This window comes from Bifidobacterium crudilactis (assembly GCF_000738005.1).
GTDB classification, from domain to species: Bacteria; Actinomycetota; Actinomycetes; order Actinomycetales; family Bifidobacteriaceae; genus Bombiscardovia; species Bombiscardovia crudilactis.
The window spans coordinates 1,139,131-1,160,899 of the sequence record NZ_JHAL01000002.1 but is presented as its reverse complement, the minus strand read 5'-3'; the positions used below and the strand labels follow the sequence as shown (position 1 = coordinate 1,160,899).

Annotated in this window: 18 protein-coding genes; 14 read left to right on the top strand and 4 right to left on the bottom strand. The window is 56.9% G+C overall.

The window, feature by feature from the left end; all coding sequences use genetic code 11:
* Positions 1-141 precede the first annotated feature (141 nt).
* The 8 genes from infC to DB51_RS06995 all read left to right on the top strand — a co-directional run bounded on the left by infC (position 142) and on the right by DB51_RS06995 (position 7,208).
* Positions 142-972: a translation initiation factor IF-3 gene (gene infC / locus DB51_RS07030; RefSeq protein WP_051867495.1), complete on the top strand. Its 831-nt coding sequence runs from the start codon at positions 142-144 to the stop codon at positions 970-972.
* Positions 953-1,147, top strand: a complete 195-nt coding sequence (gene rpmI / locus DB51_RS07025; protein WP_033497784.1) for a 50S ribosomal protein L35 — start codon at positions 953-955, stop codon at positions 1,145-1,147. The genes infC and rpmI overlap by 20 nt, the downstream gene beginning before the upstream one ends.
* A 42-nt stretch (positions 1,148-1,189) precedes the next feature.
* Positions 1,190-1,573, top strand: a complete 384-nt coding sequence (rplT, locus tag DB51_RS07020; RefSeq protein WP_034252822.1) for a 50S ribosomal protein L20 — start codon at positions 1,190-1,192, stop codon at positions 1,571-1,573.
* 215 nt (positions 1,574-1,788) lie between these two features.
* Complete coding sequence (gene xerD / locus DB51_RS07015) at positions 1,789-2,769, top strand: site-specific tyrosine recombinase XerD (RefSeq protein WP_084674620.1); 981 nt, start codon at positions 1,789-1,791, stop codon at positions 2,767-2,769.
* Positions 2,770-2,978: 209 nt separating this feature from the next.
* Positions 2,979-3,818, top strand: coding sequence for a ParA family protein (locus tag DB51_RS07010; protein WP_034252819.1), 840 nt, complete (start codon positions 2,979-2,981; stop codon positions 3,816-3,818).
* 69 nt (positions 3,819-3,887) lie between these two features.
* Complete coding sequence (locus tag DB51_RS07005; protein WP_034254162.1) at positions 3,888-4,766, top strand: segregation and condensation protein A; 879 nt, start codon at positions 3,888-3,890, stop codon at positions 4,764-4,766.
* A 336-nt stretch (positions 4,767-5,102) separates the two neighbouring features.
* On the top strand, positions 5,103-5,630 hold the full coding sequence (scpB, locus tag DB51_RS07000; protein WP_238548358.1) for an SMC-Scp complex subunit ScpB: 528 nt from the start codon (positions 5,103-5,105) through the stop codon (positions 5,628-5,630).
* A gap of 240 nt (positions 5,631-5,870) precedes the next feature.
* The gene (locus DB51_RS06995; protein ID WP_034254157.1) at positions 5,871-7,208 is read left to right on the top strand and encodes an MFS transporter; all 1,338 of its coding nucleotides are present in this window, start codon (positions 5,871-5,873) and stop codon (positions 7,206-7,208) included.
* A 97-nt stretch (positions 7,209-7,305) separates the two neighbouring features.
* On the opposite strand, the gene DB51_RS10220 is transcribed toward DB51_RS06995, so the two are convergent.
* Complete coding sequence (locus DB51_RS10220) at positions 7,306-7,662, bottom strand: hypothetical protein (protein ID WP_156958268.1); 357 nt, start codon at positions 7,660-7,662, stop codon at positions 7,306-7,308.
* Between the two features lie 1,116 nt (positions 7,663-8,778).
* Here DB51_RS10220 and DB51_RS06990 point away from each other — a divergent pair.
* From DB51_RS06990 to DB51_RS06965, 6 genes are all read left to right on the top strand, one after another.
* The gene (locus DB51_RS06990; protein ID WP_156958267.1) at positions 8,779-10,422 is read left to right on the top strand and encodes an isopeptide-forming domain-containing fimbrial protein; all 1,644 of its coding nucleotides are present in this window, start codon (positions 8,779-8,781) and stop codon (positions 10,420-10,422) included.
* A gap of 341 nt (positions 10,423-10,763) precedes the next feature.
* A complete protein-coding gene (locus DB51_RS06985) occupies positions 10,764-12,155 on the top strand; it encodes an ATP-binding protein (RefSeq protein WP_034252815.1) in 1,392 nt (463 codons plus the stop codon).
* A gap of 447 nt (positions 12,156-12,602) precedes the next feature.
* Positions 12,603-14,525, top strand: coding sequence for a translational GTPase TypA (gene typA, locus DB51_RS06980; RefSeq protein WP_034252813.1), 1,923 nt, complete (start codon positions 12,603-12,605; stop codon positions 14,523-14,525).
* A gap of 219 nt (positions 14,526-14,744) precedes the next feature.
* Positions 14,745-15,476 carry a hypothetical protein gene (locus DB51_RS10450; protein WP_238548326.1) on the top strand — a complete coding sequence of 244 codons (732 nt, stop codon included), beginning with the start codon at positions 14,745-14,747 and terminating at the stop codon, positions 15,474-15,476.
* Positions 15,473-16,429, top strand: a complete 957-nt coding sequence (locus DB51_RS06970) for a prephenate dehydratase (protein WP_034252811.1) — start codon at positions 15,473-15,475, stop codon at positions 16,427-16,429. Before DB51_RS10450 ends, DB51_RS06970 begins: the two co-directional genes overlap by 4 nt.
* A 26-nt stretch (positions 16,430-16,455) precedes the next feature.
* Complete coding sequence (locus tag DB51_RS06965) at positions 16,456-17,499, top strand: prephenate dehydrogenase (protein ID WP_034254151.1); 1,044 nt, start codon at positions 16,456-16,458, stop codon at positions 17,497-17,499.
* A gap of 133 nt (positions 17,500-17,632) precedes the next feature.
* Here DB51_RS06965 and DB51_RS06960 read toward each other — a convergent pair whose 3' ends face one another.
* Genes DB51_RS06960 through DB51_RS06950 form a run of 3 tightly spaced genes read right to left on the bottom strand, consistent with a single transcriptional unit; the run spans position 17,633 to position 21,590 of the window.
* Complete coding sequence (locus DB51_RS06960; protein WP_051867491.1) at positions 17,633-17,941, bottom strand: DUF6725 family protein; 309 nt, start codon at positions 17,939-17,941, stop codon at positions 17,633-17,635.
* Between the two features lie 60 nt (positions 17,942-18,001).
* On the bottom strand, positions 18,002-20,647 hold the full coding sequence (locus DB51_RS06955; protein WP_034252809.1) for an ABC transporter permease: 2,646 nt from the start codon (positions 20,645-20,647) through the stop codon (positions 18,002-18,004).
* Entirely contained in the window at positions 20,640-21,590 is a 951-nt protein-coding gene (locus tag DB51_RS06950; protein ID WP_084674618.1) for an ABC transporter ATP-binding protein, read from the bottom strand. The genes DB51_RS06955 and DB51_RS06950 overlap by 8 nt, the downstream gene beginning before the upstream one ends.
* Positions 21,591-21,769: the final 179 nt, after the last annotated feature.

Sequence of the window (21,769 nt, the reverse complement as noted above, 5' to 3'; positions counted from 1 at the left end):
GGTTTCGGGTTCAAGGCATTAGCCTATTACGACGTGTGAAACCGTCGTTGTCAAGACTGCGATGACCAATCGTGCGACGTCTGAGTGACGCCCGTTCTGGTGTGCGGTCGGCTATGCGTTGAATGCGAACAATATGCAGGGATTCAGGTAGAGGCTCCACGAACAGCAGTAAGCGAAGGAGTCATCATTAGCGACGAACCACGGATCAACGACGAGATTCGAGTACCCCAAGTACGCCTGATCGGACCGAATGGCGAGCAGGTGGGGGTTATCGCAACCTCGGTCGCGCTCAATCTGGCACGGGAGGCGAATCTCGATTTGGTCGAGGTGGCGCCGAACGCCAAACCACCGGTGACCAAGCTCATTGACTACGGCAAATTCAAGTACACCGAAAAGATCAAGGCTCGTGAAGCCCGTCGTAATCAAAGCACTGCTGAGGTCAAGGAAATCCGTTTCCGTCTGAAGATCGACAGCCATGATTTCGAAGTGAAGAAGGGGCACGTCAGCCGCTTCCTTCAGGGTGGGGACAAAGTCAAGGTCACCATCATGCTTCGTGGTCGTGAGCAGTCGCGCCCGATCGGCGGCGTGGAACTGTTGCGTCGTCTTGCGGACGAGATTTCGGATCTCGGCAGCATTGAATCGTCACCAAAGCAAGAGGGTCGAAACATCATCATGACCCTCGCGCCCAAGGGCAAGAAGGTACACACGCAGTCCGAGCAGCGCCGTCGCGGCGATCAGGCAAGGGCAGAGCGTCAGGCACGTCAGGCGGCACGTTTGGCGGCAAAACAGGAGGCCAAGCCTCAGAGTGCGGCAGCATTGGGGGAAAGAATCCATAATGCGCCGACCTCCACCGCTTCGGCGAAGCCAGAGACTTCCGCCGCAGCCAAGGGGATGCAATCAGTTGCCTCCGCTAAGACTTCTGTGAACAAGACAACAACCAAGGAGGGCAGCAATGCCGAAGATGAAAAGTAATTCCGCCGCGTCCAAGCGCGTCCGTGTCACCGGCACGGGCAAGCTGATGCAGGTGGGCAGCGCAATGCGCCATAACCTTGAGCATAAGTCCGCACGCAAGCGTCGTGCGCTGGCTGCAGATCAGGTGCTCGCACCAAGCCAGTCCAAGAAGATGAAGAAGCTGCTCAACCACTGAGCCGGCCCAAAGCCAAAAATCCAAGAAAGCTGAGGAACAATAATGGCACGTGTAAAGCGCGCAGTGAACGCTCACAAGAAGCGTCGCACCGTACTCGAGAGGGCTTCCGGCTACCGTGGGCAGCGTTCACGCCTGTACCGCAAGGCCAAGGAGCAGCTGCTCCACTCATTCAACTACAACTTCCGTGACCGCAAGGCACGCAAGGGTGATTTCCGCAAGCTGTGGATCCAGCGCATCAACGCCGCGGTCCGCGCCGAGGGAATGACGTACAACCGCTTCATCCAGGGTCTGCGCCTTGCCGACATCGATCTCGACCGTCGTGCACTGGCCGAACTGGCTGTCAGCGACCCCGAGACCTTCAGCGCAATCGTCGCCGAGGCCAAGAAGGCACTGCCTGAGGACGTCAACGCTCCGGTTGCCGCCTGATGACACTGCTGGTTGCAGCAGCATCATTGAGCTGATATGACACGACCCCGCCAAGTGCGGGGTCGTGTCATATGTAGGGGCAGGATGATTCCAACCCCGTTTTGTGTAGGGATTACCGGATAGACCGGATGAGTTAGCGTCAGTGATGCCCATGATTCCGCCATTGTTGAAGTACGAATAGGGATGGTATGGACCATAATCCCTACACAAACGAAATGGATGCCGAAATCTGCATCCTTGAAGACGCCAACAGGTCCCGGAAGGGTGGAATCGTGGGTGAAACCAAGCCTTACGAGGAACTGCTCGAGCAGTTCCTGGCCTACGTCGGTGTGGAACGAGGCCTGTCAAAGGCGACCGTGAGCGCCTACTCCTCGGATTTGCGCAAATACACGGATTTTCTTCATACGCGAGGGGTCAACACCGTAGACGAAGTCAGTCGTAACGATGTGGAATCATTCATCACCACGCTGGCATCCGAAAGCAGCAGGAGCAGAGCGCGTCGTCTCGCCTCGATTCATGAGTTCCACCGCTTCGCGCTGCGTCAACACCTGGTATCCGTTGACATCTCCGACACGGTCAAAGCGCCGAAGTCCGGTCAGCAGCTCCCGGACGTTCTGACAGTGGACGAGGTCGGCGCATTGCTGGATGCTGCTGCGTGCGGCGATTCAGACGATCCGGTGGCGCTCAGAGACAAGGCGCTGTTGGAGTTCATGTATGCCACGGGATCGCGGGTGTCCGAAGCGGTCGGCATGGACCTCGCCGATCTTGATTTGGAATCATGTGTGGTGAAACTAACCGGCAAGGGTTCCAAACAGCGTCTGGTGCCGTTTGGCTCCTATGCGTTGCACGCGATGGAACAATATCTCAACATCGGCAGACCGGCGTTGCAGCGACGGGCGAAGAAGACCGAAGAACTCTCGGCGGTGATGCTGAATAAACGCGGGAGGCGTCTGTCTCGCCAATCGGTATGGGAGATTGTGCAACATGCGGGCGAACGGGCAGGCATCACACGGCCGCTGCATCCCCATACGCTCAGACATTCTTTCGCCACGCATCTGATTCAGGGTGGCGCGGATGTGCGTACGGTGCAGGAGCTGCTCGGGCACGCATCAGTGACGACCACGCAGATTTACACGCATGTGAGCCCCGACAATCTTATTGAGGCGTATACTCTGGCGCATCCGCGGGCGCGTTGATACGCATATGCCTCGTGAGGAAGCATGGTGGTTGACGACCTGGCCTTATGCATGCATCGACCACAGTGCCCAAAAGACCATGTATGGAGGACCGGTGTCGGCGTGTCTTGCCGCACTTTGCATATTTTGAGAAGAGTGATGTCCGATGGATGATGGATTACGTCCTCTCTTTGGGCCAAGCTGGTGAAGGATGTTGGTAGTGTGGTGGTATGCCTACGGATTTGCTTGGGCGAGAGTATGACACCTTCGCCGCCCCTGAACCACTGAACCAGCACGGACCTGCCCGCGTGGTCGCCATGTGCAACCAGAAGGGGGGAGTTGGCAAAACGACCAGCTCCATCAATATCGCCGGGGCGTTAAGCCTGTACGGTCGCCGTGTGCTGATTGTGGATTTCGACCCCCAGGGCGCCGCCACGGTTGGTCTGGGAATCAACGCCAACAGCGTTGACAATACGATTTACACCGCGTTGTTCAATCCTTCGATGGATGTGCACGAAGTCGTGGTGCATACTCGATTCCCCAATCTGGACATCATTCCGGCGAATATCGACCTTTCCGCCGCCGAAGTTCAGCTGGTCACCGAAGTCGGCAGGGAACAGGTTCTCGCCGGTACACTTCGACCACTCAGAGACGAATACGATCTGATTATCATCGATTGCCAGCCGTCTCTGGGACTGCTGACGGTGAATGCACTGACAGCGGCCGACGGTGTGGTCATACCGGTTGCCGCCGAGTTTTTTGCCCTTCGCGGAGTCGCTCTGCTGATGCAGTCGATAGAAAAGGTTCGTAACCGCATCAATCCTTCCTTGGAGGTATACGGTGTGCTGGTGACGATGTATACCCGCACCCTGCATTCCGAGGAGGTTCTGCAGCGCATCTTCGAGGCCTTCAAAGGCAAGGTATTCCATACCGTCATCACACGCTCGATAAAACTGCCGGATGCGACGGTTTCGGGTGCTCCCATCAGCATGTACGCTCCTGCCCACAAAACCTCAAAAGAGTATCGAGAGGTCGCCAGGGAACTCATTTCACGCGGCATAGTCGCCTGAGCGCTTTCGATGGACATGGATGGCGACCTTTCCCAAGAGGCAATGGGTTCCGGCATACAGATGCCTCGGATGTCTCGGGCATCTCAGGCGCAGGTGACGAACACACGACATGCGGATTTTCAAGGTGAAGCTGCCGTTGATGAATCAACATCGCCGAACCCTGGGTTCTCGGTCACCCTGGACGTGTACCAGGGGCCTTTCGATGTCCTGCTCGGTTTGCTCGCCAACAAGCGTCTGGAACTCACCGAGGTATCGCTCTCGGCCATCACCGAAGAGTTCATCGCGTACGTACGGCGATTGGATTTCGAGGACGGTTTGGATGAGGCGAGTGCTTTTTTGGATGTCGCCGCAGTGCTGATTGAAGCGAAGAGCGCGGCTCTGCTTCCCGGAGGGGAAGATGGGGAACAGAGCGAGCAAAGTATGGAGGCCTTGCGCGAGCGGGATTTGATTTTTGCTCGCCTACTGCAGTACAAGGCCTTCAAACGTGCCGGTGACGATTTCCGCGCCCGACTGCTGGCCAACTCTGGCAGATACCCGCATACGCCGGAAAACGACACATCCTTCGCTGACCGTTTGCCTGAATTGCAGTGGGAGGTGGACGGCGAGGCGCTCGCCAGAATCGCAGCTCAGGTTCTGGCCAATGCGCCGATGACCGAGGTTTCGGTTGCGCAGCTGCACGTGCCGATTGTTGATTTGCGACAGCAGGCCGCTCTGGTCAGGGAACGGCTGACTGCGAACAAGGGGGCGGTGGTGACGTTCAAGGCTCTTGTCGCCGATGTGCAGTCGCCTATGGAGATGGTGGCAAGGTTCCTGGCGATTCTGGCATTCTTCAAGCAGGGGGCGGTGCATGTGAAACAGTCGGGACCGTTCGAAGAGCTGTATCTGAGGTGGGATGCCGATGCTGAAGATACTCAGGAGGTCACTATGAGCGCCAAGGATTTCGCCTAGGCCGCCGATGGCATGGCCGGCCATGGAACAATCAAGACGGCGATATGAGTAGGTATCCGAACAAGCATGCATATGAACAGGTAGGTGAGAGGAGGGGTGATGCACGATTACGAGGAAGCCGGCGGAGAGCACGAGCCAGAGCAAGTGGGCAGTGAATCAGTTACCGGTCAGTCAGTGGACAGTGAATCAGTGGATAGTGAATCAAGGGATAGTGAATCCGCGACGAGTGAATCACCGCGGCAAGATGTGAGCTCCCATCCTGTCGATACCAGACCGGAATACGTGGACTTCGATGTCGACGATTTTCCCGGAGGTCTTCCTGCCTGCTTGGAAGCCATGCTGATGGCCGCGGAACAGCCCCAACACAGCGGCGATCTTGCGCGGGTGCTGTCAATCAGTCAGCAGCAGGTCGAGAAAGCCCTAGATGGGCTGCAGGACGATTATCAGGGAAACGATTCGCAGCGTATGCGCGGCTTTGAACTCCGGCATACCGCACGAGGATGGCAGTATTGCAGCCGTGCCGAGTTTGAGAACGTCGTGTCGGCATTCGTCACCGATGGGCAGAGCGCCAAGTTGTCTCAGGCTGCCTTGGAGGCCTTGTCGATTGTGGCTTACAAACAGCCGATTACCAGAGCGCAGGTCGCGGCAATACGCGGGGTGAATTCAGATGGTGTGATACGTTCCCTATCCATTCGCGGGCTGGTGCGGGAGGATGGCGTCGAGGCGGATACGAGAGCCGGATTGCTGGTGACGACCTCCGAGTTCCTTGATCACATGGGTCTGGAGAGTCTTGCGGACTTGCCGTCACTGGCCCCATTCCTTCCGCAGGTCGATACGGTCCTCGACGAGGGGGAAAACAGGTAGAAAATAGATAACTGCACTAAAAGGACAGCAAATCTGGATAATTCAGGAGAAAAGCTGTCCTTTTAGCGCAGTTATCACTTGTGGGTGCTGCGGATTGTGCATTATTGTCTGAATCATCTGGTGCGTTCCAGAGAACTGGTCCGCAATCCCTTATGAGAAGGATTCCGCATGCAGCAGTCTACGGAGTATGGTGCAAATTCCCCTTCATCGCCTGATGCGCAAGAGTCTGCGGCGAAGCATATGACCTCTGGACCTCAGACGCTGAGCAGAAATCAGCGTCTGGACCGTCTGCCAATCAACCGTGCCCATAAGAAGCTGCTCGTCGCCTCGGGCATAGGCTGGGCATTCGATGCGATGGATGTCGGACTGGTCTCATTCGTGGTGGCCGCTATAGCCGCCGACCCGCACTTTCAGCTCACCCTCAGCGAACGTTCCTGGGTGCTGTCCATCGGATTCGTCGGCATGGCGATTGGTGCCGCTCTGGGAGGTTTCCTCGCCGACCGCATAGGGCGCAAAACGGTATTCACGGCAACTCTGGTGATTTTCGGCATAGCGAGCGCGGGCATGGCTCTGTCCATGACCCTGCTGGCGCTACTGGTGGCGAGGTTCGTCATAGGTTTGGGTCTGGGTGCCGAACTGCCGGTGGCTTCGACGCTGATTAGCGAGTTCTCCCCGGCGGCACACCGAGGAAGAATGACGGTGCTGCTCGAATCCTTCTGGGCCATCGGCTGGATTGTCGCAGCGGCGATAGGGTATTACGTCATTCCCAACACGGGGGACTGGGGGTGGCGCTGGGCCTTGCTTATCGGAGCCGCCCCATTGCTGTACGCGATTGTCGCAAGAATCCACATCCCAGAATCGGTGCGGTATCTGGAGTCGAAAGGTCTGGATGACCGTGCCGAAGCTGCGGTCCGGTATTTTGAGAGTGCCGGAGGCGTGGCACCGGTCGCATCCCCAAGGCAGGCACCGCTGCAGCGGATTCCCACAAGAGCACTGTTCGACAGACGGTTCCGAGGAAGAACAGCCGCTATCTGGATGACCTGGTTCTTCGTGAATTTCGCCTATTACGGTGCCTTCACCTGGATGCCATCGCTGCTGACCGAGCAATTCGGTTCACTGACCAGTTCCTTCGCATACTCGTTGGTCATCGCCCTTGCACAGTTGCCGGGATACTTCCTGGCGGCATGGCTTGTCGAAGTATGGGGCAGACGACGCACCCTGTGCACCTTCCTGGCGGTTTCCGCCATCGCCGCCCTACTGTTCTCTCAGGCGAACTCGGTGCCGCAGGTACTCGGATTCGGTATGCTGCTCTCGGCCGCAAATCTGGGCGCTTGGGGTGTGCTGTATGCCATCACGCCCGAAATATACCCGACACGGCTGCGTGCCGCCGCTGCAGGGGCCGCGGCTTCGGTAGGACGGCTGGCCGCCATTGCCGCCCCGTTGCTGGTCCCGCTGTTCCTCACGCTTGGCAATGGAGAGAAAACCGTGACCTTCGTCGTGTTCTGCGTGGCCTTCGCGCTCGCATGCCTGAGCGCTCTGATGCTCCCTGAACGCAAGGGCGAACAGTTGGAGGACTAGGGTTTCCGTTGATTGGTGAGACAGCAGTACTCCTGTTGCGTGCAAGAATCAGTCTGCCTGAAGTGAACAATATATACGTGATGTATTATTAACGACATCATGTTTCGTAGCATGTTCTCTTCGTGGTTTTCAGGCAATCTGCTGGCTTGATGCCGGTCGCGGGGGGGGGGTGGCTGTTTTTGCTTCGGTGGGTGGTGCTCTCATGGGTCGGTTGCGTACGTTTGTTGCGTTGTTTCTCTTTGGTGTCGTTCTTGCGGTTGGTGTGTTGTTGGTAGTAATGCCGGTTGAACGGGCTGTTGCAGCTGACACGCCAGTTTACGGGGCGGATGGCTATTTCAGCGAGTTGAGAGATGGAGCGCTGCCGATAATGGACGGCGAAACGCAAACCAATCAGGCGATGTTTACGGGATGGGCGAAGACGCGAAGAATCTTGTTTGGAAAACAAGGAAACCAAGGAACATATAATTCCAACCAAGTATCAGGCGGCTATAAAACATTAGGTTTTGGCGGGACAACAGGAATTACAGGTGTTCTGGGAAATTATATGGGTTATGCCTATACCGGGTCTGATAGCACGTCGATTGGTCGTTTTGAGGCCCTTCTGTGGGCGGAGGATTCGGTAACTTCTAAAGTCGCGTTTAACAGCGGATTGCGGATAAATTCTTTCGACAGTTCGGTTAACGGGTTCCAATCGACCCTGGCGAAAGTCGCAAATGATAAGAACTCTACCAACGATGTTGCATACATGAATTATTCGTCGTTCGAACGGACGTTGTTTGGTCAAGGCTTCGATAATGGAAAAATTGGTGGAGTTTGCACTAAGACGGTCGCTACGGGTTGTAATTCTAAGTCCAACACGGAACAGACCTTGTCTGATAACCCTTACCCAGTGTTCCCCTTGTCGGCAGGCGATTTGGTGCATTATTTAGGAACATGGAAAAACCTTGCCAACCCTAACCTCGTATGTAGAACATTCCTAGAAAACAACAACACAGGCAACTGTGCTAACGATTCTGATTCGTGGTGGGTACGAACCCCGAATTGGGATTGGAACGAAATAGTTGTAGGAGTAACCCAGAAAGGCGTACCAGGCTGGTGGTACGCGGATTTAACTCGTGGTTTTCGTCCTGCTCTAAGGTTGAGTGTTCAGCGGTTGCTGCTTTCTTCGCATGCTGGCTCACAGTCGCAGCAGCTGAGTGCCACGGATTCGTTGAGGTTGACCTTCGTGGACCCGAACGCGAAAATGCTGTCTTGGGACGCCGGGGTTGTTGATTCCGGAGAGGGAAAAGAACTTGTAATAAGTGGAACATCCGAATTGACACAGCAGTCAGGTTTTGGTTGGAAGGTTGTTGATCCTGATACCAAGAAAATCTTGGGTTCCGGACGCACGAATCTTGATGCGACTTATGGAACCGCAGGAAATATGGTCTTGCCGATGGACAAAATGACCGATTCTGAGAAGGATTATGTTTTGTATGTTTGGGGCCAAGAAGATGGCAGTGCTGTTTCTGGTTTGACGAATCGGGCCACAGTCCCTGTGCAAGGAACGATCCGCGGCTGGAATGTCCGCATGCCGATTCCTTATGGTATTTCACTGACGGGCCAGACTTCAGGCACGTTGACGACGTACAAAATCGGTGACTACGACGATGAGGTGTTCGACCAGGCTGGTGCTTTGAAGAGCGTGATGTTGAATACGCCTACCACTCCCGACGGGTTGAAGACTGTGTTGAAGGATGCTGCTGTTGCGGCTGGTAGCAGTGGTGTGGACGAGGATAATCCGGTTGGTTGGGTGGCGGCGAAGTGGCTTGGTTATCCGACTGACCCGTCGAGTGAGGATGTGACTTCGGTGTTCAGTCCGTATGCGGGCAGACTTCAATTGTTTGCTCAGGCGTTGCGGGATGCCGTCAAAGCGGATGGTGATGCTTTAGGTGAGGTCGCCGGTCAGTTGAATGGCTTGGACGCTCCTGTTGATAGTCCGGTGACCTTGCCGGTGTCTGGTCCTGGTTTGTATCTGATTGTGGATTCCAGTGGCACGTCTCTGCCGATTATTGTGGGCACGAAGGTGTTCAACGAGGCGTTGGAGGATGTGGTCGAGGATGGGATGGTGGATTTCGCTGACGCGGGCGTGAAGGGCAAGCCACGTTTGGGTCAGGCGGCGTTGAAGTCTGATTTCGCGGATGTGTACAAGCGGATTGTCAATGATGCGGGTATGGATGGGTTTGATGTGGGCTCCGAGGTGGAGTATGAGATTGCGCTTCGGGTGCCTGATTTGACGAAGCTGGATGGCTCGGTGTCGTTTGGTGATTACGTGTTCGAGGTGGCTGATGTGCTTCCCTCGGGCTTGGATGTGACGGGCACCTTGGCTTCGGTGCGGGTGTTCGTGGGTGATGCGGAGCGTACGGGTGACACGTCGGTCACGTTGCAGGATGGCAGGTTGACGGTGTCGGGGTTGAAGGCCCTGTTCGCGGTGGCCGGGAGTAGTCCTGTGGTGAATGATACGGGTGTGGTGCCGGTTAATGGTGTGGTGCGTATCCGGTATGCGGCGGTGCTGGCGGATGGCGCGTTGCTGTCCAAGCCGGGTGTGGACGGGTTGAAGCCGAATGCGAATACGGTCACGTTGACGCGTTCCACGGGTCCGACGGCTACGGAGGAGAAGACGGCGACGGCGAACGTGTATTCGTTCACGGTGGATGTGGTGAAGCTGGATAAGGATGACCTGTCGACGAGGCTTGGCGGCGCGGGGTTCGAGGTGTCCCGTGACGGGCAGCCGTTGAAGTTCGTGGGCTCTGCCGGGGTGTATCGTCTGGCCGTCGGTGGTGAGACGGGCAGTGCCACGGTGGTCACCAAAGCTGATGGCACGTTGTCGTTGCAGGGTGTGGAGGCTCGTGGGCTCTCCTTCAAGGAGACCACGGCCCCGTCGGGCTATTTCAAGGTGTCCGATTTCGGGGTGGATATCCGTCCCGTGTGGAATGAGGATGCCACGCAGGTGACGAAGGTGACGTATGCCACGTCGGGCACGAACCTCGCCTACGTGTCTAAGGACGGCAGGCAGGTCATGGTGCTTGACCCGGCCTGGATCCTGGCGAACCTGCCGTACACGGGTGGTATCGGCATCCTCGTCCTGCTCGTCGTCGGCGGACTGATGCTCGTGTTCGCCGTCCGCCCTTATGTCCTCTCCAAGCGGGCGGAACGCGACGCGAACCTGGTCTAGCCGTTCCGTCCAGGGGCTTAAACGGAGATAACTGCACTAAAAGGACAGCTTTTTCGGTGAAGTCTCACCGAATTGCTGTCCTTTTAGCGCAGTTATCTTCTGAACGGCCAGATATTCCGTGCTTCATATGAATCTGGTCTGACCATTTCCCGGAAACTGTGCGGTTTGGCACGAAAGGTCCTTCGACTCGGCTTCCTCACGTGCTGGATTGCACAGTTGCGCACTCATGGAATCGAGTCACGCACTCAACTGTGCGTGCAGCGCGCGGTCCCTGCCTGCTATGAGTAATATTTGCTACATTAGATTATAATAATCGTGTGAATTATCTGTGAGGTGTGGCTATGTTCTTTGGCAGAGAACGGGAACTTGAGGCTTTGGAACACATGTATGCCAAGCAGTCGTTCCAGATGGCGGTCGTGTATGGGCGACGAAGAATTGGCAAGACCGCATTGCTCAATGAGTTCGTGAAAGGCAAGGAGTCCCTGTATCTTCCCGCAGGGGAAGTGAACGATGCTCTGAATCTGAGAAAATTTTCGCGGTTGCTGGGCGAAATGATGGGAATCAGCGATTTTCCGCCAGTCGCAGATTGGCAGGCGTTTTTTTCCATGGTCAAACAGCAGCTCGGTGGCAGACGCGTCGTGGTGGTGATCGATGAATATCCTTATGCAGCGGCCGCGAACAAAGCCTTGAGCTCCACGCTGCAGCATGCCATAGATTACGAGCTTAAAGACAGCGACATATTCCTGATTCTCTGCGGTTCCAGTATGAGCTTTATGGAGGATCAGGTATTGGGAGAGAAGAGTCCTCTCTTCGGTAGGTGTACAGGGCAGTTGAAAATCAATCCTCTCGATTATGCCGAGGCCGCCAATTTCTATCCACATGCCTCTGATGAAGATAAGGTCAACTATTACGCGTGCTTTGGTGGAACGCCGTACTATTTGTCGCTGATTAACCCGCATCTGAGTCTCCGGGAAAACATTCACGAACTGTACTTCACCATCAGCGGATACCTGCTCAATGAAGGAGTTCTGCTAATGCAGCAGGAATTCAGAGAGGCTGCAAACTATAACGCTGTTCTGCAGGCGATAGCGAGCGGTTCGAACACACTGAACGAGATTGCAGGGTATACCAAGTTGCAGAACACATTCGTATCTCGATATCTGGTTACCTTGCAGAATCTCAATTACATTGAGCGCATCATTCCCTTCGACGCCAATCCATTGAAGGGGAAGAAAAGTCAATACCGTATATCCGAGAATTTCATTGCATTTTGGTATCGCTATGTGTTCACGGTTAAGCCGGAGATTGAACGAGGCAACGGAGACCTCTATTGCACCTTGGCGCTTGAGGACCTCACGACATATGTCGGCCATGTTTTTGAAGAGATTTGCCGGCAGTTCCTGAGAAGGGAGAACGCCCAAGGGCATCTGCCATTCGTCGCCAAATCCTTTGGGACATGGTGGGGGAAAGGCAAAGCCGGTGAGCCTGAAGAAATCGATGTGGTTGTGGAATCCGCAGAATCCAAAGAGCTGATCGTCGGCGAGTGCAAGTGGCAGTCCTCCGATGCACTTCGTAAATCGTTGGGAAAGACCATCGGACTGTTACAGAGGAGAGCCGCGTTGTTCGAACGACATGTCGTTCACCAATATCTCTTCACCAAAGAAGCGGTGACACTTAGCCCGGATGAACAGGTGGTGAACATCTCAACCTCTGAACTCTTCGAAAGCCAGTAGAACAACAGCTGAAAACTCTATACATCGTGAGATGCTCCGGGAACTGTGCAATTCGGCACGCGAAGCCCGCTGATTTGGCGGCTTCGCGTGCCATATCGCACAGTTTTCGTCAGTGAGGGGCGCATAGGGGGGGCAACTGTGCAACAGAGCATGTGTGACTGCGAAATCGAAGTACTTAGCGTGCTCTGTTGCACAGTTCAGCATCCGCTCAGAGTCGTTGTAAACGGAACTGTGCATATCAGCACATAAAGCACTCGTATCACGCCTCTTAACGTGCCATTTTGCACAGTTTCTACAGCTTGTAGACGTAGTTTCAAAGGTATAGAATCTCCTGCGGATGAATAAGTCGAGAAACATCGCTAGAATTACCGAGGTTTCTTTAGATGGTCTCTTATGCCGGACATCTTTGATACGGCGAGAAAATACATAATACAGAATGAGGTTTTGATGGCGGTTCGTGGCGATATTCGAAATGTGGCGATCGTGGCACACGTGGATCACGGCAAGACGACCTTGGTGAACGCGATGCTCAAGCAGTCGAATGTCTTCTCAGAGAGGGAAGAAGTCCCGGATCGCGTGCTCGATTCCAACGACCTTGAGCGTGAAAAGGGCATCACCATTCTGGCGAAGAACACGGCTGTGCAGTACACCGGCCCTCTGGCTGCCGAGCTGGGTGAGCCCGAGGGCATCACCATCAACGTGGTGGATACTCCAGGCCACGCCGATTTCGGCGGCGAAGTCGAGCGCGGTATTTCCATGGTTGACGGCGTAGTACTGCTGGTCGACGCATCCGAAGGTCCGCTGCCGCAGACTCGTTTCGTGCTACGCAAGGCGCTGGAAGCCAAGCTTCCGGTGATTCTGTGCGTCAACAAGACCGACCGCCCCGATGCTCGCATTGAAGAGGTCGTTTCCGAGAGCACCGACCTGCTGCTCGGTCTGGCCCAGGACGTCAGCGAAGAAGGCATCGACCTCGACCTTGATGCACTGCTCGATCTGCCGGTGATCTACTGCGCCGCAAAGGTCGGCCATGCCTCCGCTGAGAGGCCCGCCGATGGCGAAGCCCCTGCGAACGACGATCTCGAGCCGCTCTTCGACGCTATTCTCAAGAACATCCCGGCGCCCGAGTATGACGAGGATGCTCCTCTGCAGGCTCACGTCACCAACATCGACGCATCCGATTACCTTGGTCGTCTGGGTTTGGTGCGTATCTACAACGGCACCCTGGTCAAGGGCAAGAACTACGGACTGTCCCGTGTGGATGGCTCCCTGGAGAACTTCAAGCTCACCGAAGTGCTGCGCACCAAGGGTCTCGAGCGCGTCCCGGTCGAGGAAGCTGGCCCGGGGGACATCGTTGCCATCGCAGGTGTCTCCGACATCATGATCGGCGAGACCATCGTGGACCCCAACGACCCCAAGCCGCTGCCGCTCATCCATGTCGACGAGCCCGCGATTTCAATGACCTTCGGCACCAACGATTCCCCGCTGGTGGGTACGGAAGGCAAGGACCACAAGCTGACCGCACGCATGCTCAACGATCGTTTGCAGCGTGAGCTTATCGGTAACGTTTCGATTCATGTGGTTCCCACCGAGCGTCCTGACGCTTGGGAGGTTCAGGGCCGTGGCGAACTCGCCCTGGCTATTCTGGCCGAGGAGATGCGTCGTGAAGGCTACGAGCTGACCGTCGGTCGTCCGCAGGTGGTCACGAAGGTCATCGACGGCAAGATCAACGAACCTATGGAAGCCACCACCATCGATGTGCCCGATGAATACATGGGTACCGTCACGCAGCTGTTGGCCGAGCGTAAGGGCCGTATGGATTCCATGAGCAATCACGGTTCCGGTTGGGTGCGCATCGAGTTCACCGTGCCGAGCCGTGGTCTGATTGGTTTCCGCACTGCGCTGCTCAGCGCCACTCGTGGCACCGGCATCGCATCCTCGATTTCCGCGGGCTACGCACCATGGGCGGGCGCCATCGTCACGCGTCAGAACGGTTCGATGGTTGCCGACCGCAAGGGCAAGGCCAGCCCGTACGCCATGCAGAAGCTTCAGGCGCGCGGCAACTTCTTCGTACAGCCACAGGCCCCGGTCTATGAAGGCCAGGTCGTAGGCGTGACGAACAAGCCCGGCGATCTCGACATCAACGTCACCTTGGAGAAGCATATGACCAATATGCGTTCCGCCACGGCCGACGTGCTTGAGACGCTGACGCCTCCGATTAACATGAGCCTTGAGGAGTCCCTGGACTTCGCGAACGAGGACGAATGCGTCGAGGTGACGCCGGAGAGCATCCGCGTCCGCAAGATTATCCTCGACCGCGACCAGTGGTACAAGTGGTACTCCAAGCAGCGCCGCCAGAACCAAAACAGCTGAACATAGTCTCAGGTCCATCCCTCTAACCGGGTGATGGGGCCTGCAGGGTGCCGTCCGTATTCGTATACGGGTGGCACCTTCGTGTATTGTCTCCGAACATAGGGGCGTGCGAAGGTCGGGGACCGCGTGCGTGGCTCAGTTTTGCGATATCGGGATGACGATGCCTGCAATCGGCCGGTATCGTATCGCTGCATACAACGTTTGGGCTAGTCTGGTGGCATGCCATCATTCAATCCCCAAGAGCCTCTGGATGCACGAGAGTCTGCTCAGCCTCAAGAGTCTGCTCAGCCTCAGGTATCCGTTGAAACACCACTGTCCGGTGAAACCGCGGTAGTTTTAGCCCCGGTCCAACGACCGTTAAGGCATATTCCGTGGTCATACCAGTTGGGTGTGCCTTGGCGGTTGCTGATATCCCTGGTCAGTGGTTTCCTGGTCGCTGTGGTTGCTTCGGGCACCCACAGGATGGGTGCCGAGGAGAATATTCCTTATGGTCTGCTGCTGTCTTTCGTGCTTGTCGGCATGTCAGCCTGGGCGGCACGCAGCAGAAGCGGTGTGGTCGGTGCGGCATTCCATCTGATTGCCTCCTCGGCGATGGCGTGGCTGATGGCTTTCCCCGGACCTGGGGGAGACGTGCTTGTTCCGGTAGGGGGCAAAGGCGTGTTCCTGAGCTTCTTCGGACTTCATGCGGGATATATCTGGTTGTTCGGTCTTATAGTGTTGCAGTTGGCGATGATGGTGCTGCCCGGCAGATGGTTCCTTGTCGAAGGCTCCGAGCAGGCAAAGGGCACCGTTTCGAGCGAACGAAAGCAGCATGTTCCAGAATCTGACGGTGCCCACATGGGCAGCGTTGCTTCAGACAGTGCAGCTTCAGACAGTGTTGTCCCAGGCAGTGCCGCAAGTGCTGACGTCGTTAGGGATGGCGTTCCGGACCATCAGGAGCCATCATCATGAGCTCACCGCAACGCATACATTATCTCGGTCCGCAAGGGTCGTTCACGCATCAGGCCGCCAACGACGTCCTCCACGAGTTTCTCCTCGAAGGCGAGGAGGGTGAGCTCGTCCCCGAAGGCGATGTGAGACGAATCATGTCTGCCGTGCAGGCAGGAGACGGTTGGGGAGTCATTGCCTGGGAGAATAACGTCGAGGGGTATGTTGTACCGAATCTCGACATGATGATTGATTCCGCACACGTGGCGGCATTCGCCAGAGTCGGCGTGACCATCGAATTCGATGCCTTCACCGCTCCGTCAGAGGAAATTCCACTCACTGAGGTCAGCGCACACCCCCATGGCCTCGCCCAATGCTCACGATATATCGAATCAGCAGGATTGCGTCCGGTTCCTGCGGCATCGAATGCCGCTGCATGCCGCGATATTCGCCCGGGCCAGGTGGCTTTGGGGCCGCGAATATGCGGTTCGTTGTACGGACTTCGTACCTTGGCCACCTGCATACAGGACTATCAGGGGGCTCACACCGACTTCCTGGTGTTGGATCGTCGGGAATCGTCGTTGCGACGGTTCAGAGATGACGTCCGAATGCAGAACGTCGAACACGAGTCGGTGATTGCCTTCATACCATTGAGTACGGGTCCCGGTGTCCTCGCCAACGCGCTCGACGTGTTTCGTGACGCGGGGCTGAATATGACCAGTTTCATTTCCCGGCCAATCAAAGGCAATGACGGGACGTATAGCTTCATTGCTACCATCGATGCCGCACCGTGGCAGACGAACTTCAAGGGTGCGCTGAACAGGCTGATTGCCGCAGGGACGTGGATTAAGACGCTGGCCGTCTATGCGCGCCGCGAACGTCCCAATCCACCGGTCACGTCCTGGATGCTGCCGCAAGGAGGGGTGTCGTCGAATGACTCCTCTCAGGACGAGATTCGCAAGGAGTTGTTATGGTGACAGGCATGATGCACCCGATGCAGGGTATGCACGCATCGCCGATTCTCACATCCGCGCATAAAATTGCCATCGCGGGTCTGGGACTGATAGGTGGTTCCCTCGCAAGACGGCTGGTGGAGCAGGGTCGCTATGTCGTGGCATGGAACCACAACGACCGGCCCTACCAGGCCGCAACAAAGCTCGGTATCCACTGCGTCGAATCCCTGGAGGCTCTGGCCACGGGGAAGCCGGATGTGCTGGTGCTGGCGACTCCGCTGCGTACCATCCCCGATATGCTCAAGGCGCTGGCACCGGTGTGGCATCCATCCATCACACTGAGCGATGTCGGCAGCGTGAAGGGGATGGTTCGCCAACAAGTCGAAGCGGCCGGTCTGGGGCGATATTACGTCGGCGCTCACCCGATGGCAGGAAACGAGCATTCCGGTTTTGCAGCGTCGGAGAGTGCGTTGCTGGACGATGCGTTGTGGGCGGTGACCTTCGATGGCACCACGGACTATTCGCGCCTGCTTACCGTCGCGGACATGATTTGCAAGGGTTCGGACAATCGGCTCATCGCCCTTGACGATACGACCCATGATGCCTGTGCCGCCTTGATCTCTCATATGCCTCACGTGGTGTCGACGGCATTGTCCAATCAGTTGGTGGATTCTCCCGATCGTAATATCGCCTTGGCGCTATCGGCGGGCTCATGGCGTGACATGACCCGGGTCTCGTTGACGGACCCCGGGCGAACGCGGGCGATGGTCGTCGAGGATGCGACGAACGTCGAGGTTCTGCTGCGGCAGATGGCAGTGAGGTTGACCGCGGTGGCGGATGCCTTGCACGCCGATGACCAAACGGCCGTCGACTCTTTCTTTGCCGCCGCCGACCCGTTCCGACGGTTTAAGGCACAGGAGCGGCGCGATTCTCCGGAGGCCGGTGGAGATACGGTGGTCGAGGCGAAGGGGAGCATTGAACTGCACGATGATTCATGGCGTGAAGAATTACTGGATTCCGCGAGACGCGGTGAGCAGATAACGGCCTTCACCACAACCCATCAGGCCTCGATTCTGACTCGTGCCATGTCCTGAATATCGGTTGTGTAGGGATTCCTGGTGATACCGGCGTGCGAACGTCATGAATTCGGCGTAATTGCAGTGTTGTTGTCTGGCGCATAGCAGCTTCTCCGCGAAAATCCCTACACAACAGACGAAGCACCAGGTATTACGCAATATTTCGTGCCGGGCGTTCGGGAATCGGCTTGATGCGCACGATGGTTTCGGCACGAAGCCAGACGCGTTGCTGTGGCCTGGACCCGTTGGCTGCGGCATCGCGCATCAGGTCGAGTTCCGTGCCGTCCCAGTAGTGCACATGGCCGATATAGTCACGATATTTCATTCGATTGTCACTGGTGCTGATGCCGTCACGGACCCTGACGACCACGCGAGCGCCTGCGGGAATGTGCGCGGGCAGTCGCGCGGATGATGTCGACGCTTGCGCGGCGTCACCGGTATCGGGATGTTCTTCGACCATCAGAGCACCCGGATTCGGCACCGCTGCGTCACCATCGTGTTCATCGTTGTCCAAGGCATGTCAGTCCGTGGATACCGCATCCAGCACGGGCACCTTCAGAGCACGGCGCGCAGGTGGAAGGCTCGCGAGCACGCCGATGACGATTGCCATCACCAGGAACACCAGCAATTCGAGCCACGGTATGTCGAGTTTCTCGAGGCCTTGCGACGCATAGACCTGTTGTATGACGGCTCCTGCCACGCAGCCCACGAACATGCCGATTATCGTGCCGAACACCGATATCATGGAGGACTCGATGGCGAGCATGCCACGCACCTGAGCCTTGCTGGTCCCTATGGCACGCAAGAGGCCTATTTCGCGAGTACGTTCGGAAACGCTCAAGGCCAGTGTGTTGACGATGCCGAATATGGCTATCACAATCGACAGGGCCAGAAGAGCGTAGAGAATCAGCATGATCTGATCGACCATCGATGAGATGGTGGACTTGAATTCGTCCTGGTTCATAATCGAAATGATGTAATAGGGTTTCACCGCATCGACAAGCGCCTTCTTGACCGTAGTCAGGTCGGCACCTTTCTCGGTGCTGATGTACATGGCCGTGGTCATCTGCATTTGCGGGGCCACGAGTTTGTCCGCTGATTCATGACCGATGATGATTGAGGAGCTGAAGGTCGCGTCGTTCGTGATGGCGCCCACTTTCAGCTTCACCGTGCTCAGCTCGGTGGAAACGGTGAGGGTGTCGCCGATTGACCATGACTTGTCGTCCGCGATGTTCTTCGCCACGACGAGCTCATTGTCCTTCAATGCCTGATCGGGGTCTCCGACGGGGTCCTGCGGTGTGAACACGTCGGTGAACAGGGAGCTGTCGGTGGTCACGGTGGATGCCTGTACGCTCTTGCCGTCGAACTTCACGCCTTGCAGAAGCTTGTTGGCGGTAACCGATTTGACGCCCTTCACGTCCTTCACCGCATCGACTCCGGCATCGGGTATGGTGCCCATGCCGCCGCTCGCCATGGCGACGAACTCTGATTTGAGTCCATTGTCGACGATGCCCGACACCGAGCTCTTCGCCGAGGATGCCACCACCGACAGGCAGCTGACGATGGCGATGCCGACGAACAGCGCTGCGGCCGTATTGGCGGTTCTGCGTTTGGAACGCGACAGGTTCCTGGTCGCGAGTTTGCCGGTCACGGGGAAGACCAGTGATGGCGGCCAACCGAGAACCCTGCTCACCATGGTCACCAGAGCGGGACTGAGCACGATGAACCCGATGACGATGAATGCCGCGCCAACGCCCAACGGCCAGCCGGCATTCATGTCGTTGACGGCCTTCCATGGGGTGAGTCCGTCCTTGGCATTGGTGAGCTGGATGGTGAACACCCAACTGATGATGCCGAGAACGCACATGACACCGCCCAGAATCGCACGCAGACGCGTCGGCTTCTCCGGATTGACCGTTTCGTTCATGGCTTGTAGAGGCGGGGCTATCGATGCGTGCCGGGCCGGCAGTGCAGCTCCTACCAATGAAACGCATACGCCGACCAATAGTCCGATGACGATGTCGCTCGCAGTCGGATTGGAGGCTCCTGTCAGGGGCGATCCTATCTGCGACATTCCTGCGGCAATGAGCTTCACCATGCCCCATCCGAGACCGATGCCGGCGACGGAGCCGACCACGCCCATCACAATCGCCTGGATGATCACCGTCATGAACACCTGCGCGGGGGAGGCGCCAACCGACCGCAGCAGGGCGTATCCGCGCATGGATTCGCGGACGATCATCGAGAAGGTGTTGGCGATGATGAAGGACCCGACAAAGAGTGCGATGATGGCGAAAATCAGAATCAGCGGCTGGATGAATCCAAGCGAATCCTTGATTGATTTGGATTGCTCATCCCGCACCGTGTCCCCTGTGACCGCCGAGGCTTTGCTGGAAGAGGGGAGCGTTGCATTGATGGCATCCGCCAGCTGGCTTTGCTGCTGGTCATCGAGTGCCTTGCCGCCGTTCGCCGAGCCATATACGGCGATGTACTGCGCCTGGTTCGGGTCTTCGGCAAGTTTGTCGCTGGCGGCTTTCGCCACCGCCGGGTCAAGGCCGATGATCAGGGCCCCGGCCTGACTGTTGGCCGTATGGAAGATGCCGCTCACCTTCACGGTGCGCGGGCCCTCCGGATACACCAGGGTCGTGCTGTCGCCGACGTGCAGGTCGGCTTTTTGCGCGGCGTATGAGTCCAGTGCGATTTCGTTCTCGCCACTGGCATAGCTGCCTTCCGCTAGTGTCGCGGAACGCCAAGGGTCCGAAGCCGACATGCCGATGCCTGTAGTCGGCGCTCCGACGGTGGCCACGGCGTTGCCGTCTTTGCCCACGAGCACCAAGCCTGATACGGAATACGGCACTTTGGCGGTTTTCACGCCCGATACGGTGGCCACCTCGTTCTGCAAGGTGATGGCGATGTCGTTGTATGTTGTGGTGGATGACGAGCTCGTGCCCGAAGCCGAGGATGTGCCATCCGACTTGGCGGTGTCTCCGCGGACATACACATCGGCATCCATGTTGGAGGCCATCATCTGATCGACCTGGTTGTTCAGCATTTCTCTGAAGCAGAATGAACCCACGACGAAGCCTACGCCCAAAGCTATGGCGATCATGGACATGACGAATCTGGAGAAGTGGGAGCGAGCCTCCCGAAGACCGATCTTAATCACGGGAGACCTCGTTCTGTGCGATCATTCCGGGTTGGTCGGCGATATGCGGATTGGTGTGCTGTTGAGCATAATCCGTCGGCTGAGCCTCGGTCTGTGTGTCGCTGTTGTGGTCTTCGCTATCAGGATCGCTGAATACCGCCAGAATCTCCTCATAGGATGGATGGCTCATATCTCTGGTGACCTGCCCGTCGGCCAGAACCAGCACCCGGTCCGCGTAGGACGCGGCTCTCGGGTCGTGGGTGACCATCACGATGGTCTGCCCGTATTCCGCTACCGAGGATTTCAGGAATCCGAGCACTTCGCGGCTTGATCGTGAATCCAGATTTCCGGTGGGTTCGTCGGCGAACACCACGGATGGGCGTGCCATCAGTGCTCTCGCGCACGCCACACGCTGCTGCTGACCGCCGGAAAGCTGGCTGGGCCGGTGAGTGAGTCGCTGGCGCAGGCCGACGACATCGACCACCTTGTCGAACCACTGTCTGTCAATCGTTTTCTTGGCTATCTGCAGAGGAAGCAGAATGTTCTCCTCGGCGGTCAGTGTGGGCACCAGATTGAAGGACTGGAAGATGAAGCCGATCTGTTCGCGCCGGAGCTTGGTCAGCTCCTTCTGCGACATCGATGAGACCTCCAGCGACTCAACGATGACTTTTCCCGAGGTCGGAGTATCCAGACCTGCCATGCAGTGCATCAACGTCGATTTGCCTGAGCCGGAGGGGCCCATGATGGCTGTCATCTCACCACGGCGGAATTTCACGTTCACGTGGTCCAGAGCCGTGACAACCGCATCCTTGTCGCCATAGTCCTTGCACAGGTCGATTGCCTCGGCTACGGTGTCGGAATCCTGCGCCGTCGTTTCCGGGTCCTGCGATGAAGCACGGCTCCGGCGGCTTCGTGCCAACTCATGCTGGCGTTGTTCTCTTTCCCGTGATCCGTGAAGTGCCATAACAGGTCCTGTTCTGTGTTGATTGAAATCGTGTCGATCCGAGTGCGACCCCGAGCATTCCGAAAGGTACTCTGAACCGATCGTGATACTGGTCATACCGCCTGTGCTGGGTGTTGAAAACGCATAAGTTCAGCGACGCCAATCCCAATGATTCCTACCCATACCTTAAGCAGATGATT

Excerpts from the sequence above, each read along its gene's own strand:
- rpmI (WP_033497784.1), top strand. The coding sequence starts at position 953 with ATGCCGAAGATGAAAAGTAATTCCGCCGCGTCCAAGCGCGTCCGTGTC.
- rplT (WP_034252822.1), top strand. The coding sequence starts at position 1,190 with ATGGCACGTGTAAAGCGCGCAGTGAACGCTCACAAGAAGCGTCGCACC.
- xerD (WP_084674620.1), top strand. The coding sequence starts at position 1,789 with ATGGATGCCGAAATCTGCATCCTTGAAGACGCCAACAGGTCCCGGAAG.
- DB51_RS07010 (WP_034252819.1), top strand. The coding sequence starts at position 2,979 with ATGCCTACGGATTTGCTTGGGCGAGAGTATGACACCTTCGCCGCCCCT.
- DB51_RS07005 (WP_034254162.1), top strand. The coding sequence starts at position 3,888 with ATGTCTCGGGCATCTCAGGCGCAGGTGACGAACACACGACATGCGGAT.
- scpB (WP_238548358.1), top strand. The coding sequence starts at position 5,103 with ATGCTGATGGCCGCGGAACAGCCCCAACACAGCGGCGATCTTGCGCGG.
- DB51_RS06995 (WP_034254157.1), top strand. The coding sequence starts at position 5,871 with ATGACCTCTGGACCTCAGACGCTGAGCAGAAATCAGCGTCTGGACCGT.
- DB51_RS06990 (WP_156958267.1), top strand. The coding sequence starts at position 8,779 with ATGCCGATTCCTTATGGTATTTCACTGACGGGCCAGACTTCAGGCACG.
- DB51_RS06985 (WP_034252815.1), top strand. The coding sequence starts at position 10,764 with ATGTTCTTTGGCAGAGAACGGGAACTTGAGGCTTTGGAACACATGTAT.
- typA (WP_034252813.1), top strand. The coding sequence starts at position 12,603 with ATGGCGGTTCGTGGCGATATTCGAAATGTGGCGATCGTGGCACACGTG.
- DB51_RS10450 (WP_238548326.1), top strand. The coding sequence starts at position 14,745 with ATGCCATCATTCAATCCCCAAGAGCCTCTGGATGCACGAGAGTCTGCT.
- DB51_RS06970 (WP_034252811.1), top strand. The coding sequence starts at position 15,473 with ATGAGCTCACCGCAACGCATACATTATCTCGGTCCGCAAGGGTCGTTC.
- DB51_RS06965 (WP_034254151.1), top strand. The coding sequence starts at position 16,456 with ATGCACGCATCGCCGATTCTCACATCCGCGCATAAAATTGCCATCGCG.
- DB51_RS06960 (WP_051867491.1), bottom strand. The coding sequence starts at position 17,941 with ATGGTCGAAGAACATCCCGATACCGGTGACGCCGCGCAAGCGTCGACA.
- DB51_RS06950 (WP_084674618.1), bottom strand. The coding sequence starts at position 21,590 with ATGGCACTTCACGGATCACGGGAAAGAGAACAACGCCAGCATGAGTTG.